Below are 14,543 nucleotides of genomic sequence, written 5' to 3' on the forward strand. Positions count from 1 at the left end.
CGTGAGGCGGCCCGAGGGCTTCGACCCGTCCGAGGGCTCCGACGGCGCGTCCGAGGAGGCGGCACATCCGTCGTCCCTGCGCGACCGGCTGTCCGCGGCACGGCCTCGTCGAGCTCGGTCCGAGCCCGACGGAGCAGCCGAGGCCCCGGACGACACGTCCACGGGACCGGTGGCCCTGCGGACGGGATCGGGCACCGTGTCCGGCGTCGCCTCCCGCCTCGCCTCGGGCCTGTCGGGCGTCGTGTCCCGTCGGGGAGCGTCGTCGACCGGTCAGCCCGAGGGGGCCGTGTCCGCGTCGGACGCCGAGGAGGCGCCGCGCACCGTGACCGCGCGCATCGAGCCCGAGGGGGGTGCGGACGAGGCTCGTCGGCGTGCCGCCGAGGCGCGCCGTGCCGCACGGCGTGCGTCGGGGGAGCGGCGGCGCACGGAGCGGACCGAGGTCCGGCGGTTCACGAGGCGGTCACGCCACCGCCGAGCCGCGTGGGTGACCGCCGCGGCCGTCGCCCTCTCGCTCGCGGCCTCCGTGGGGATCGCCGTCTTCTCGCCGCTCCTCTCGCTCGAGCAGATCGAGGTCGAGGGGACGGACCGTGTCGACGCCGCGTCGGTGCAGGCCGCCGTCTCGGGCCAGCTCGGCACCCCCCTCGCGCGGATCGACTTCTCGCGGATCACGACCGAGCTCGAGCAGTTCCCCCTCATCGCGACCTACGTCACCGAGACGGCTCCGCCGCACACCCTCGTGATCCGGGTGACCGAGCGTCAGCCGATCGCGACGGTGCCCTCCGGCGACGGCTTCGACCTCGTCGACCCCGCCGGCATCGTCGTGCAGCACCTCGACGCTCGCCAGGAGGGCGTCCCGCTCGTCGACGTGGGCGGCGCCTCGTTGGAAGACACGGCCTTCCGGTCGACCGCCGAGGTCCTGCTCGCGCTGCCTCAGGCGCTCCGGGCGACCGTGGACTCCGCGACCGCCTCGACCGCCGACGACGTCACGTTGTCGCTCACCACGGGCGAGCGCGTCGTCTGGGGCAGCGCCGACCACTCGGCCGAGAAGGCGCAGGTGCTCTCGGGGCTCGTCGCCGACCAGGCGAGGCGGGACCCGGCCGCGTCCGTCGAGTTCGACGTGTCCGCACCGGACAACGGCATCATCCGGACCCGGTGACACGCCGTTCGTTCGCGACACGCCTGCCCGGCTGGACCGTGCGTCTCGCGGCGGCACCTAACTTGTGACTGCAGCACTTACATACCATGTACAACCTTAACCTTCAACTTCCGAGTTAAGGTTTCAGCGGAGGCCCGGACGTGACAACGAACCATAACTACCTAGCCGTGATCAAGGTCGTCGGTGTCGGCGGCGGTGGCGTCAACGCCGTCAACCGCATGATCGAGCTCGGTCTCCGCGGAGTCGAGTTCATCGCCATCAACACCGACGCCCAGGCACTTCTCCTCAGCGACGCCGACGTCAAGCTCGACGTCGGCCGTGAGCTGACGCGCGGCCTCGGCGCCGGAGCCGACCCCGAGGTCGGCCGGCGCGCCGCCGAGGACCACGCGGAGGAGATCGAGGAGGCGCTGGCCGGCGCCGACATGGTCTTCGTCACCGCAGGCGAGGGCGGCGGCACGGGCACGGGCGGGGCGCCGGTGGTGGCCCGCATCGCGAAGTCGATCGGCGCGCTGACCATCGGCGTCGTCACGAAGCCCTTCGGCTTCGAGGGCAAGCGCCGCCAGGCCCAGGCCGAGGCCGGCGTGGCCCAGCTCAAGGACGAGGTCGACACCCTCATCGTGGTCCCCAACGACCGCCTCCTCGAGATCTCCGAGCGCGGCATCTCGATGGTCGAGGCGTTCGGCACCGCCGACCAGGTGCTCCTCGCCGGCGTCCAGGGCATCACCGACCTGATCACGACCCCCGGCCTCATCAACCTCGACTTCGCCGACGTCAAGTCGGTCATGCAGGGCGCGGGCTCGGCCCTGATGGGGATCGGCTCGTCGCGAGGCGCAGACCGGGCCATCAAGGCCGCCGAGCTCGCCGTCGCGTCGCCGCTGCTCGAGGCGAGCATCGACGGCGCCCACGGCGTCCTCCTCTCCATCCAGGGCGGCTCGAACCTCGGCATCTTCGAGATCAACGACGCCGCGCGCCTGGTGCAGGAGGCCGTCCACTCCGAGGCCAACATCATCTTCGGTGCGGTGATCGACGACACTCTCGGCGACGAGGTGCGGGTGACCGTCATCGCCGCCGGCTTCGACGGCGGCGAGCCCACGGCCAAGACGAAGGACCGGCGCTCGAGCTTCGTCGAGTCCGACGCGGCCCCGGCCGCGGCGTCGACGCCGGGCGTCTCGGCCATCGCCGACAGCGGTGCGTCGCACGACACCCCGTCGTGGCGCCGGCCCGACGACCACGCGGCCACGCAGGCCGTCGACCCTGCCTTCGACGGCGGCGACGACGACCTCGACGTGCCCGACTTCCTCAAGTAGCGCGTGACGGACGGTCTCGATCTCGGAGGCGACCTCGGCGAGCGTCTCGCCCGGGTCGCCTCCGGCGTCGACGACGCGGCCAGGGCCGCCGGTCGTCAGGCCGACGAGGTGACGACCATCGTCGTCACGAAGTTCCACCCGGCGTCGCTGGTCCGTGAGCTGCACGCCCTGGGCGTGCGCGACGTCGCGGAGAACCGACACCAGGAGGCGCAGGCCAAGTCGGCCGACACCGCCGACCTCGAGGGCCTCCGGTGGCACTTCGTGGGCCAGCTCCAGTCGAAGAAGGCACGGCAGGCGCGGCGCTACGTCTCGGCCGTGCACTCGCTCGACCGGGACAGCGTCGTGGACGCCCTCGGGGTCGACGACGGCCACGTCGTCGACGGCTTCGTGCAGGTGTCCCTCGACGGCCAGGAGGGGCGGGGCGGCATCCCCGCGTCCGAGGTCGAGCGCCTGGTCGAGCGGCTGCTGCACCTGCCCGGCGTCCGCCTCAGGGGAGTGATGGCCGTGGCGCCGCTGGGCGAGCCGGCGCGGCCGGCGTTCGCGCGCCTCCGCCAGGTCTCCGAGGAGGTCCGTCGGACGGCTCCCGGCGCCGACGCGATCTCCGCCGGCATGTCGCACGACTTCGCCGACGCGATCGCCGAGGGAGCGACACACCTCCGCATCGGCACCGCAATCACGGGTTCGAGGCCCGAAGCTCGTTAACCTCGGACACAACGCCCCACGACCCGGAGGACACCCCATGGCCAACCCCCTGCGAAAGACGATGGTCTACCTGGGCCTCGCCGACGAAGAACTCGAGTACGACGAGCAGGAGCAGCGGCAGGAACAGCGCCAGCAGCCTGCCCAGGCCGCTCAGCCGGCCGCTCGTCAGTCCTCCGCGGCGGCACACGCTTCCCCGGTCGCCCCCGTCCCCGCGCCGGCACCTGCCCCCGCCGCGACACGCGCCCCCGTGACGCCCCTGCGTCGCAGCTCGACCTCCTCCACCTCGAAGAACACGGTGCCCCACGACATGAACGAGATCCTCACCGTCCACCCCCGCGAGTACAAGGACGCCCAGGCGATCGCCGAGAGCTTCCGGGACGGCATCCCCGTCATCATCAACCTGTCGCAGATGACGGAGGCCGATGCCCGTCGCCTCGTCGACTTCGCCAGCGGCCTGTCGCAGGGCCTCTTCGGCAAGATCGAGCGCGTCACGAACAAGGTCTTCCTCCTGTCCCCGGCCCACATCGCGGTGAGCGGCGAGCAGGCCGAGGTAGAGTCCGACATCGAGGCGTCCTTCTTCGCGCAGTCCTGAGCCGCGGCGTCCCGACGCCCCGACTCCTCTCCGTGGCTCGACCACGCCGACCAGTGTGAGCTGATGACACCCCGATGACGTTCCTGATCGCCTCGATCGCGTACTACGCGCTCCTCCTGTTCTTCCTGTTGATGTGGGGGCGCTTCGTCCTCGACCTGGCGCAGTCCTTCAGCCGGGGGTGGCGTCCTAGGGGCCCCGTCCTGGTGCTGGCCGAGATCGCGTACACGGTCACCGACCCGCCCATCAAGGCCATCCGGCGCGTCCTCCCGCCCGTGCGGCTGGGGTCGGTGGCCCTCGACTTCGGGTGGAGCATCATCATGCTCGCCGTCGTCATCCTCATGGGCGTCGCCAGCGGGCTCCGCTTCGCATGACGCCCGGCCTGGCCTCTCTCCGCACGGCGAGAGGGTAGGCTGCTGCGAGGGCAACCGCGCCCCCGCTGCCCTCCGGGGCCAGTGTTCGCTACGGTGTAGTCGAACGACACAGACCACGATCACGATCACGTGATCCCACAGATGCACGAGGTGACGGCAATGGCTTTGACGCCTGAAGACGTAGTCAACAAGCGGTTCCAGCCGACGAAGTTCCGCGAGGGCTACGACCAGGACGAGGTCGACGACTTCCTCGACGAGGTCGTCGCAGAGCTGCGACGACTCGGCCAGGAGAACGACGAGCTGCGTCAGCGGCTGTCGTCCGCCGAGTCGGCGGGCGGCTCCGCCGTCCCCGCCCCGGTCGCCGCCAGCGCCCCGGCATCGGCCCAGGCCCCCGCCTCGGTGCAGGCCCCGGCCTCCGCCCCGGCGCCCGAGTCCGAGCCCGCCCCGGTCTCCGAGCCGGCGCCCGCGTCGGTCCCGGCTCCCGTCGAGGACGCGCCCGAGCCCGAGGCAGCACCCGAGCCGGTCGCCGCCGCGGCGGTCGCCCCGGTCCCGGCCTACGCCGGGCCCAGCCAGGACGACACGGAGAGCACCAACAGCCTCCTGCAGCTCGCTCGTCGCCTGCACGAGGAGCACGTCCGCGAGGGCGTCGAGAAGCGCGATGCCCTGATCGCCGAGGGGCAGTCGACGTCGGCTCGTCTCGTGGCCGAGGCCGAGGCCAAGCAGCGCGACGTCGTCACCGAGGCCGAGGCCCGCTCCCGCGAGGTCGTGGCCGAGGCCGAGACCAAGCGCCGCGAGGTGCTCGAGCAGCTCGCGACCGAGCGCACCGGCCTGGAGCGTCGCATCGACGACCTGCGCACGTTCGAGCGCGACTACCGCCAGAAGCTCAAGGGCTACATCGAGGGCCAGCTCCGCGACCTCGAGGCCGAGTCCGGCGAGCAGCAGCCCGCGAGCGGCTTCGCTCCCGCCAGCGCCCAGGGCTTCGGCTCCAACTAAGGTCTTGACGCAGAGCACTCCTCCGACGAAGGTCAGCGTCCGCATCATCGCGGCGCTGGCCTTCGTCGCTGTCACGGCCTACGTGCTCGACCAGGTGTCGAAGCACCTCGTGACCACCCGCCTGGTCGAGGGCGAGAGCGTCGACGTCGTGGGCGAGTTCTTCCAGCTGCACTTCGTGCGGAACCCCGGTGCGGCCTTCTCCCTGGCCAGCGGCACGACCTGGATCTTCTCGATCGCCGCCTCGGCCGTCGTGGTCGCCATCGTCGTCTTCGCCCGGCGCATCCGGTCCCGGGCGTGGGCGGTCATGCTGGGCATGCTCCTGGGCGGCACGCTCGGCAACCTGACCGACCGTCTCACCCGTGAGCCCTCCTTCGGGCAGGGTCACGTCGTGGACTTCCTCTACTTCCCCTCGCTGCTGCCGGCGATCTTCAACGTGGCCGACATCTTCATCGTGTCGAGCATGGGGCTCCTCCTGCTGCTGACCCTGCTGGGCGTCAACCTCGACGGCACCCGGACCACGAAGGCGAGCGCGGCGCGTGACGCGGCGAGCGACCAGGCCGCCGACGAGACGACCGCGGCGGGGTCCGTGACGGACGCCGACGCCGCGCATCCTGCGGCCCGACCGACGGAGCACCCGTGACCGAGTCCCGCCAGCTGCCCGTGCCCGACGGACTCGCCGGCGAGCGGGTCGACGCCGCGCTGGCCAAGCTGCTCGGCTTCAGCCGCACCTTCGCCGCCGAGGTGGCGACCTCCGGGGGCGTGGCCGTCGACGGTCGCCCCGTGGGCAAGTCCGACCGACTCGAGGCCGGCGCCTGGCTCGAGGTCACCTGGGCGCCGCGCGAGGCCCCTACCGTCGTGCCGCTCGACGTCCCCGGCCTGGGCATCGTGCACGACGACGACGAGATCGTCGTCGTCGACAAGCCCGTCGGCGTCGCCGCCCACCCCTCGGTCGGCTGGACCGGGCCCACGGTGCTCGGCGGCCTCGCGGCGGCCGGGTTCCAGGTCGCCACGTCGGGGGCGGCCGAGCGCGCGGGCATCGTGCACCGCCTCGACGTCGGCACCAGCGGCCTCATGGTCGTGGCGAAGTCCGAGCGTGCCTACGCACAGCTCAAGGACGCCTTCCGCGAGCGGACGGTCGAGAAGATCTACAACGCGGTCGTGCAGGGCCACCCCGACCCGCTCACCGGCACGATCGACGCCCCGATCGGTCGTCACCCGTCGTCGGACTGGAAGTTCGCCGTGGTCGTGGACGGCAAGCCCTCGGTGACGCACTACGAGACCGTCGAGGCGTTCCGCTCGGCCTCGCTGCTCGAGATCCACCTCGAGACCGGTCGCACGCACCAGATCCGCGTCCACATGGCCGCCCAGCGCCACCCCTGCGTGGGCGACGCGACCTACGGAGCGGACCCGACCTTGTCCGCTGCCCTCGGCCTCGGCCGGCAGTGGCTGCACGCCGTCCAGCTCGGCTTCCGCCACCCGGGGACGGGCGAGCCGGTCGTCTACCGGTCGACGTACCCGGACGACCTGCAGCACGCGCTCGATGTCCTCCGTGCGGCTTAGGCTGTCCACCTGCCGCTGAACCGGCGCACCACCACAGAACCGCAGATCCACCACAGAACCGTCGAACCACAGACGAGGAGCCGCGTGGCCTCGAAAGATTCCTTCGTCCACCTGCACGTCCACAGCGAGTACTCGATGCTCGACGGTGCGGCCCGGGTCAAGCCGCTGATCGCGGAGGCCGCCGCCCAGGGCATGCCCGCCGTCGCGGTCACCGACCACGGCAACGTGTTCGGCGCCTACGACTTCTGGAAGACGGCGACCGAGGCCGGGGTCAAGCCCATCATCGGCACCGAGGCCTACATCACGCCGGGCACGCACCGGGGCGACAAGACCCGCATCCGCTGGGGCGACGGCGGCCGTGACGACGTCTCCGGCGCCGGTGCGTACACGCACATGACGCTGCTCTCGCAGAGCACGGCGGGCATGCACAACCTCTTCCGGCTGTCGTCGCGCGCGTCCCTCGAGGGCTACTACTTCAAGCCGCGCATGGACCGCGAGCTGCTGTCGCAGTACTCCGACGGCCTCATCGCCACGACGGGCTGCCCGTCCGGCGAGGTGCAGACGCGCCTCCGACTCGGCCAGTACGACGAGGCGGTCAAGGCCGCGGCGGACTTCCGCGACATCTTCGGCGCCGAGAACTACTTCGCCGAGATCATGGACCACGGCCTCGGCATCGAGCGCCAGATCATGGGCGACCTCCTCCGCCTCGCGAAAGACCTGGGGCTGCCCCTCGTCGCCACCAACGACCTGCACTACACGCACGAGCACGACGCCACGAGCCACGCGGCGTTGCTCTGCGTCCAGTCGGGCTCGACCCTCAACGACCCGAACCGGTTCAAGTTCGACGCCGACGAGTTCTACCTGAAGTCCGCCCAGCAGATGCGGCACCTCTTCCGCGACCACCCCGAGGCCTGCGACAACACCCTGCTCATCGCCGAGCGCTGCGACGTCCAGTTCAACACCTCGGCCAACTACATGCCGCGCTACCCCGTGCCCGAGGGCGAGACGGAGGAGACCTGGTTCATCAAGGAGGTGGAGAAGGGCCTGGTCTACCGGTACCCGGACGGCATCCCCTCCGACGTCCGCAAGCAGGCCGAGTACGAGATCGGCGTCATCACCGGCATGGGCTTCCCCGGCTACTTCCTCGTCGTCGCCGACTTCATCAACTGGTCGAAGGAGAACGGGATCCGCGTCGGTCCGGGACGCGGCTCGGGCGCCGGGTCGATGGCCGCCTACGCGATGCGCATCACCGACCTCGACCCGCTCCGCCACGGCCTCATCTTCGAGCGCTTCCTCAACCCCGACCGCGTCTCGATGCCCGACTTCGACGTCGACTTCGACGACCGGCGCCGCGGCGAGGTCATCCAGTACGTGACCGAGAAGTACGGCGACGAGCGCGTCGCCCAGATCGTCACCTACGGCACCATCAAGGCCAAGCAGGCCCTGAAGGACAGCAGCCGTGTGCTCGGCTTCCCCTTCGGGATGGGCGAGAAGCTCACGAAGGCCATGCCGCCCGCGGTCATGGGCAAGGACATCCCGCTCACGGGCATCTTCGACAAGGCCCACGAGCGCTACAAGGAGGCGGGCGACATCCGGACGGTCGTCGAGACCGATCCCGAGGCGAGGACGGTCTTCGACACGGCCCTCGGCCTGGAGGGCCTCAAGCGCCAGTGGGGCGTGCACGCGGCCGGCGTCATCATGTCGAGCGACCCCCTGATCGACATCATCCCGATCATGAAGCGCGAGCAGGACGGCCAGATCGTCACGCAGTTCGACTACCCCGCCTGCGAGTCGCTCGGGCTGATCAAGATGGACTTCCTGGGTCTCCGCAACCTGACGATCATCAACGACGCCCTCGACAACATCCGCACCAACCGAGGATTCGACCTCGTCCTCGAAGACCTCGAGCTCGACGACCGGGCGGCCTACGAGCTGCTCGGCCGCGGTGACACGCTCGGCGTCTTCCAGCTCGACGGCGGGCCCATGCGGGGGCTCCTGCGGCTGATGAAGCCCGACAACTTCGAGGACATCTCGGCCGTCATCGCGCTGTACCGCCCCGGGCCCATGGGCGCGAACTCCCACACGAACTACGCGTTGCGGAAGAACGGCATCCAGGAGATCACGCCGATCCACCCCGAGCTCGAGGAGCCCCTGAAGGAGATCCTGTCGACGAGCTACGGCCTGATCATCTACCAGGAGCAGGTGATGGCGATCGCGCAGAAGGTCGCCGGGTTCTCGCTCGGCCAGGCCGACATCCTCCGTCGTGCGATGGGCAAGAAGAAGAAGTCCGAGCTCGACAAGCAGTACGCGGGCTTCGAGCAGGGCATGTTCGACAACGGCTTCTCACCGGACGCCGTCAAGATGCTCTGGGACATCCTGCTGCCCTTCTCCGACTACGCGTTCAACAAGGCGCACTCCGCCGCCTACGGCGTCGTGTCCTACTGGACCGCCTACCTCAAGGCCCACTACCCGGCCGAGTACATGGCCGCGTTGCTCACGAGCACCGGCGACTCGCGAGACAAGCTCGGGCTCTACCTCAACGAGTGCCGGCGCATGGGCATCACGGTCCTCCCGCCGGACGTGAACGAGTCGATCGGCTTCTTCGCGGCCGTCGGCGACGACATCCGCTTCGGCATGGGCGCGGTCCGGAACGTGGGGTTCAACGTCGTCGACCACGTGATCGCCGCCCGCCAGAAAGAGGGGGCCTTCGCCTCCTTCCACGACTTCCTCCGCAAGGTCCCGCTCCCCGTCGCCAACAAGCGCACGGTCGAGTCGCTGGTGAAGGCCGGGGCGTTCGACAGCCTGGGCTCGACCCGCCGTGCCCTGGTCGAGATCCACGAGTCCGCGGTCGAGGCCGCCGTCAACGAGAAGCGTGCCGAGGCAAACGGCCAGGTCGGCTTCGACTTCGACTCCCTCTGGGACGAGCCACAGGACGTCCAGCACGTGCCCGAGCGACCCGAGTGGTCGAAGCGGGACAAGCTGGCGTTCGAGCGCGACATGCTGGGCCTCTACGTCAGCGACCACCCGCTGGCCGGGCTCGAGCTGCCGCTCGCGAAGCACGCGAGCACGACGGTGACCGACATCCTGTCGAGCGAGCCGACCGCGATCGACGGCGAGACGGTGACGATCGCCGGCCTCATCACGAGCGTCCAGCACCGGGTCGCCCGCAACTCGGGCAACCCGTACGGCATCGTCACGGTCGAGGACTTCGGCGGCGAGATCTCGGCGATGTTCCTGGGCAAGACGTACCAGGAGTTCGGGCCGTCGCTCGTCGGCGACTCGATCATCGTGCTGAAGGGTCGCGTCAGCGTCCGCGACGACGGCATGAACATGCACGCCGCGAGCATGTTCATGCCCGACCTCGGCGTCGGTGCGTCACAGGGCCCGTTGGTGCTGCAGATCCCCGAGCACCGCGCCACGACCGACACCGTCACGGAGCTCGCGGCGGTGCTCGGGCGACACACCGGCGGCACCGAGGTGCGGCTCCGGCTCGTCAAGGGCGACGTCGCCCGGTCGTTCGAGATCCCGATGCCGGTCGACGTGACCGCCGACCTGTACGGCGAGCTGAAGAGCCTCCTCGGGCCCGGCTGCCTCGTCTGACGTCCGAGCGTCCCGGTGACGCACGAGGGCCCCGCGGACTCGAGTCCGCNACGCGTCGTCGTCGGCTCCCGTGCCGCCGTCCTCGACCTGCACGACGACGACGGCGTTGCCGTGCACGTGCACCCGCTCGACGATGCGGCCGGTCATCCAGGCGGTGACGTCGTGCAGCAGGGGGAGACCGTGCGGCCCCTCGCTCCAGTGGTCGCCCTCGAACCGCTCGGCGGCCGGGCCGGCCATGCGGCGCGCGAGGCCCTGGTTGCGGAGGCCGAGCAGGTGGATCACCACGTGTTCGGTCTCCTCGATCGCCCGCCACGAGCTGGCGGTGCGCGCCATGTTGAAGGTGGCGAGCGGCGGGACGGCGGCGAGCGAGGCCAGCGAGGTCGCGGTGAAGCCGACGGGTCGGCCGTCCGAGTCCCGGGCGGTGACGATGGCGACGCCCGCGGCGTGGCGGCGGAAGCCGGCCTTGAACGCGGCGAGGTCGGCGGGGTCGGGCGGTGCAGCCGCGGCTGCTGGTGCGGTGGTGTCGGGCATGACGGGTGGGCGCCTCCTGTGCTCTGCTGCCGGGGGAGTGGCGGGCGCGTGCACGCCGTGACGGCTCGCGCGGAGCCCGCTCGGGCTAGGCTCGACGGGCCATGATCCAGACCACAGACCTCCGGGGCCTCAAGCCTACCCACGCCGACCTGCTGGGCCTCGTGCCCCGGTCGCACGTCGACGTCGCCGCCGCCTCCGGCGCCGCCGCCCAGATCGTCCAGGCCGTGCGCGAGCGCGGCGCGGACGCCCTGCGCGACCAGGCGGAGCGCTTCGACGGCGTCCGCACCGACGTGTTCCGCGTCGAGGCGGCGGCCATCGCCCGAGCCGTCGACGAGCTCGACCCCTTGGTGAAGGAGGCGCTGGTCGAGTCGATCGCCCGCGTCACCGAGGCCAGCAGGGCCCAGGTGCCCGCGGGCTCCGTGACCGTCCCGGCCCCCGGGGCGCTCATCGAGCAGCGCTGGCAGCCGGTCGCCCGGGCGGGCGTGTACGTCCCCGGCGGCAAGGCCGTCTACCCGTCGAGCGTCGTCATGAACGTCGTGCCGGCCCTCGTCGCCGGGGTCGGCTCGGTCGCGCTCGTCTCACCCGGGCAGCGCGACTTCGGCGGTGCCGTCCACCCCGTCATCCTCGGCGCGGCGGGGCTCCTCGGCATCGACGAGGTCTACGTCATGGGCGGGGCGGGCGCCATCGCGGCCCTCGCCTACGGAGTGCCCGAGATCGGGCTCGAGCCGGTCCAGGTCATCACCGGCCCCGGCAACAACTACGTGGCCGCCGCGAAGCAGCTCGTCCGCGGACGCGTCGGCATCGACGCCGTGGCGGGCGCCACCGAGATCCTCGTCATCGCCGACGACTCGGCCGACCCGACGCTCGTCGCCGTCGACCTGATCAGCCAGGCCGAGCACGACGAGGAGGCCGCCGCCGTCCTCGTGACCACCTCGGCGGAGCTCGCCGACCGAGTCCGCGACGAGCTCGTGCGGCTCGTCCCGCGGACGCTGAGCGCGACCCGCGTGCAGACCGCCCTCGACGGCCGCCAGTCGGCCCTCGTGCTCGTCGACGACCTGGCGGCCGCCGTCGACTTCAGCAACGCCTACGGGCCCGAGCACCTCGAGATCCAGACGCGCGACGACGAGGGGGTGCTCGCGGGCATCACGAGCGCCGGTGCGGTCTTCGTGGGCCCGAGCACCCCCGTGAGCCTGGGCGACTACCTCGCCGGCTCGAACCACGTCCTGCCCACGGGCGGCCAGTCGCGGTTCTCGTCGGGACTCGGCGCGTACACGTTCCTCCGGCCGCAGCAGATCGTGCGCTACGAGCACGACGCCCTGGCCGAGGTCGCCGACAGGTTGGTCGCCTTGTCGCGCGCGGAGCTGCTGCCCGCCCACGGCGAGGCCGTCGCGGCGCGTCTCCACAAGCCCTGACCCGTCGTCCCGACGGCCTCCGTGCAGGGCGTGGCCGAGCGTGTCCCGCCCGTGGCGTCGAGGGGGCGGGGTGCGGGGCCCCAGTACGCTGAGGGCACCATGTTCTGTCCTTTCTGCCGCCACCCCGATTCCCGCGTCGTCGACTCCCGCACGAGCGACGACGGCACCTCGATCCGTCGGCGGCGCCAGTGCCCGAACTGCGGTCGTCGCTTCAGCACGACCGAGACGGCCAGCCTGAACGTCGTCAAGCGCAACGGCGTGCTCGAGCCCTTCAGCCGGGAGAAGATCATCTCCGGCGTCCGCAAGGCCTGCCAGGGCCGTCCCGTCACCGACGGCGACCTGGCCGTCCTGGCGCAGAAGGTCGAGGAGGCGGTGCGTGCGTCGGGCACGTCGCAGATCGAGGCGAACGACATCGGCCTCGCGATCCTGCCGCCCCTGCGCGAGCTCGACGAGGTCGCCTACCTGCGCTTCGCGAGCGTCTACCAGGCCTTCGACTCCCTCGAGGACTTCGAGTCGTCGATCACGCAGCTCCGCGACGAGCACCGTGACCGCGTGCGCACGCCTCGATCGGTCGACGAGTGAGGACCGCCTACCGGGTCGTGTTCGACCTGGTGCTCTCGAAGATGGACCCCGAAGACGCGCACCACCTCGCGTCCCGGGTCATCCGTGCCGTCCCGCGGGTCGGCCTGGCGCCGCTGGTGCGCCGACTCACCGCCCCGCACCCGTCTCTCGCCGTCGAGGCGCTGGGCCTCCGTTTCGACTCGCCGTTCGGCGTGGCGGCAGGCTTCGACAAGGACGCGACCGGCATCGCGGGCCTCGGTGCGCTGGGCTTCGGCCACGTCGAGGTCGGCACCGTCACGGCCAGGGCCCAGCCGGGCAACGAGCGACCGAGGCTGTTCCGTCTGGTGCCCGACCTGGCGGTCGTCAATCGCATGGGCTTCAACAACGGAGGCGCGGCGCAGGCAGCCGGCGAGCTCACCCACGCACGGCGGGCCTCCGTCCGGCCGGTGATCGGGGTCAACATCGGCAAGAGCCGTGTGGTCGAGGTCGACGACGCGGTCGACGACTACCTCGTGAGCACCCGCCTGCTCGCCCCGCTCGCCGACTACCTGGCCGTCAACGTCAGCTCGCCCAACACTCCCGGCCTCCGCGGCCTGCAGGAGCTCGACAAGCTCTCGCCGCTGCTTCGCGCCGTCGACGCGGCCGCAGGCGACACCCCGGTGCTCGTCAAGATCGCCCCCGACCTCGACGACGACGGCATCCGCAAGATCGCCGAGCTCGTCACCGAGATCGGCCTCGGGGGAGTCATCGCGACGAACACGACCCTGTCCCGTTCGGGGCTTCGGACCTCGCCCACCGTCGTGGAGGCCGCGGGGGCCGGGGGTCTCTCCGGCGCCCCGCTCGCAGCCCGGTCGCTCGACGTGCTCCGGGTGCTGCGCTCGGTCCTGCCCGACGAGACGTGCGTCGTGTCCGTCGGGGGCGTGACGAGCGCGGCCGACGTGCAGTCGCGCCTCGATGCCGGGGCGACGCTCGTGCAGGGCTACACGGCCTTCCTCTACGAGGGGCCGCTCTGGGCCCGGAAGGTCAACCGGGGGCTGCGCGCCCTCCGCCGAGCGGCGTGACCGGTCGCGGCAGCCCCGAGAGGCGCGCCCGACACGAAGGAGCCCCCGACCATGTGGTCGGGGGCTCCTTCGTGGGTCCTGGCTACAGCGTGGGGAACTCGCGGCGCTTGACCTGCGGCTTCGGCAGCCGCATCGGCTTCATCTGCATGGCGCGCATCGCGGTGTACCAGCGGTTGCCCTTCTGGAGGCCGTCGTCGCCGAACTTCGCGCGCAGCTGCGACGAGACGCGCTGGCCGGCGAGCAGGCAGTCGGCGACGGCGAGGATGAAGAAGCCCCACAGGACGAACAGCGTCGTCGTCTGGACCGCGACGTTCTGGACGATGCTCATGACGATGACGAGCACCATGACCGGGATCATCGCCTCGCCGACGCTGTAGCGAGCGTCGACGTAGTCGCGGATGAACTTGCGCTGCACGCCCTTGTCGCGCTCGGGGAGGAACTTCTCCTCGCCGTTCGCGAGCCCGACGCGCTGGCGCTCGCGCTGCTCGGCGAGACGGGCGCGCTGGGCCTTCTGCGCCTCCTTGCCGGTGGCCACGAGCGGGCGCTGGTTGGCCGCCTCGCGTTCGCGGCGGGTCGGCGTCGGCCGTCCCTTGCCGCTCGTCGGCGACTCGGTCTCGTCGACGGTCGTCGTGATGGTCTTGTCAGGTGCCTTGGCCACGGAGAGTCCTCGGGGGTTGAACGAGTTCCTAAGATTACC

13 protein-coding genes and 1 pseudogene are annotated in these 14,543 nt (G+C 71.3%); 12 read left to right on the top strand and 2 right to left on the bottom strand.

The annotated features are described in order from the left end of the window. The first annotated feature begins 1 nt into the window (after position 1). The 9 genes from IFT90_RS06855 to dnaE all read left to right on the top strand — a co-directional run bounded on the left by IFT90_RS06855 (position 2) and on the right by dnaE (position 10,281). The gene (locus IFT90_RS06855) at positions 2-1,156 is read left to right on the top strand and encodes an FtsQ-type POTRA domain-containing protein (RefSeq protein ID WP_371812165.1); all 1,155 of its coding nucleotides are present in this window, start codon (positions 2-4) and stop codon (positions 1,154-1,156) included. Between the two features lie 140 nt (positions 1,157-1,296). After that, positions 1,297-2,463, top strand: a complete 1,167-nt coding sequence (gene ftsZ / locus IFT90_RS06860; RefSeq protein WP_123545577.1) for a cell division protein FtsZ — start codon at positions 1,297-1,299, stop codon at positions 2,461-2,463. Positions 2,464-2,466: 3 nt separating this feature from the next. Continuing rightward, on the top strand, positions 2,467-3,165 hold the full coding sequence (locus IFT90_RS06865; RefSeq protein WP_192041591.1) for a YggS family pyridoxal phosphate-dependent enzyme: 699 nt from the start codon (positions 2,467-2,469) through the stop codon (positions 3,163-3,165). A 37-nt stretch (positions 3,166-3,202) separates the two neighbouring features. Continuing rightward, positions 3,203-3,757: a cell division protein SepF gene (locus IFT90_RS06870; protein WP_192041592.1), complete on the top strand. Its 555-nt coding sequence runs from the start codon at positions 3,203-3,205 to the stop codon at positions 3,755-3,757. Positions 3,758-3,831: 74 nt separating this feature from the next. After that, on the top strand, positions 3,832-4,128 hold the full coding sequence (locus IFT90_RS06875) for a YggT family protein (RefSeq protein ID WP_123545583.1): 297 nt from the start codon (positions 3,832-3,834) through the stop codon (positions 4,126-4,128). Positions 4,129-4,287: 159 nt separating this feature from the next. Next, complete coding sequence (locus IFT90_RS06880) at positions 4,288-5,121, top strand: DivIVA domain-containing protein (RefSeq protein WP_192041593.1); 834 nt, start codon at positions 4,288-4,290, stop codon at positions 5,119-5,121. A gap of 4 nt (positions 5,122-5,125) precedes the next feature. Next, entirely contained in the window at positions 5,126-5,761 is a 636-nt protein-coding gene (lspA, locus tag IFT90_RS06885; protein WP_197980377.1) for a signal peptidase II, read from the top strand. After that, a complete protein-coding gene (locus tag IFT90_RS06890) occupies positions 5,758-6,681 on the top strand; it encodes an RluA family pseudouridine synthase (protein WP_123545587.1) in 924 nt (307 codons plus the stop codon). The genes lspA and IFT90_RS06890 overlap by 4 nt, the downstream gene beginning before the upstream one ends. Positions 6,682-6,765: 84 nt before the next feature. After that, positions 6,766-10,281 carry a DNA polymerase III subunit alpha gene (gene dnaE, locus IFT90_RS06895; RefSeq protein ID WP_192041594.1) on the top strand — a complete coding sequence of 1,172 codons (3,516 nt, stop codon included), beginning with the start codon at positions 6,766-6,768 and terminating at the stop codon, positions 10,279-10,281. 50 nt (positions 10,282-10,331) lie between these two features. On the opposite strand, the pseudogene IFT90_RS06900 reads toward dnaE, so the two are convergent. Beyond that, positions 10,332-10,812 (bottom strand): annotated as a pseudogene (locus IFT90_RS06900) (flavin reductase family protein); the annotation flags it as partial. A 101-nt stretch (positions 10,813-10,913) separates the two neighbouring features. Here IFT90_RS06900 and hisD point away from each other — a divergent pair. The 3 genes from hisD to IFT90_RS06915 all read left to right on the top strand — a co-directional run bounded on the left by hisD (position 10,914) and on the right by IFT90_RS06915 (position 13,846). Next, on the top strand, positions 10,914-12,224 hold the full coding sequence (gene hisD, locus IFT90_RS06905; RefSeq protein WP_192041595.1) for a histidinol dehydrogenase: 1,311 nt from the start codon (positions 10,914-10,916) through the stop codon (positions 12,222-12,224). A gap of 99 nt (positions 12,225-12,323) precedes the next feature. After that, the gene (gene nrdR / locus IFT90_RS06910) at positions 12,324-12,806 is read left to right on the top strand and encodes a transcriptional regulator NrdR (protein ID WP_133737445.1); all 483 of its coding nucleotides are present in this window, start codon (positions 12,324-12,326) and stop codon (positions 12,804-12,806) included. Continuing rightward, positions 12,803-13,846 (top strand): quinone-dependent dihydroorotate dehydrogenase, encoded by a 1,044-nt coding sequence (locus IFT90_RS06915; protein ID WP_371740850.1) that lies wholly within the window; start codon positions 12,803-12,805, stop codon positions 13,844-13,846. The genes nrdR and IFT90_RS06915 overlap by 4 nt, the downstream gene beginning before the upstream one ends. 82 nt (positions 13,847-13,928) lie before the next feature. Here IFT90_RS06915 and IFT90_RS06920 read toward each other — a convergent pair whose 3' ends face one another. Continuing rightward, a complete protein-coding gene (locus tag IFT90_RS06920; RefSeq protein ID WP_371740851.1) occupies positions 13,929-14,504 on the bottom strand; it encodes a DUF3043 domain-containing protein in 576 nt (191 codons plus the stop codon). Between the last annotated feature and the right edge of the window lie 39 nt (positions 14,505-14,543).

The sequence above is a fragment of the Frigoribacterium sp. CFBP 8766 genome, assembly GCF_014841435.1.
Lineage (GTDB): Bacteria > Actinomycetota > Actinomycetes > Actinomycetales > Microbacteriaceae > Frigoribacterium.

Excerpts from the sequence above, each read along its gene's own strand:
- IFT90_RS06875 (WP_123545583.1), top strand. The coding sequence starts at position 3,832 with ATGACGTTCCTGATCGCCTCGATCGCGTACTACGCGCTCCTCCTGTTC.
- hisD (WP_192041595.1), top strand. The coding sequence starts at position 10,914 with ATGATCCAGACCACAGACCTCCGGGGCCTCAAGCCTACCCACGCCGAC.
- IFT90_RS06880 (WP_192041593.1), top strand. The coding sequence starts at position 4,288 with ATGGCTTTGACGCCTGAAGACGTAGTCAACAAGCGGTTCCAGCCGACG.
- nrdR (WP_133737445.1), top strand. The coding sequence starts at position 12,324 with ATGTTCTGTCCTTTCTGCCGCCACCCCGATTCCCGCGTCGTCGACTCC.
- IFT90_RS06870 (WP_192041592.1), top strand. The coding sequence starts at position 3,203 with ATGGCCAACCCCCTGCGAAAGACGATGGTCTACCTGGGCCTCGCCGAC.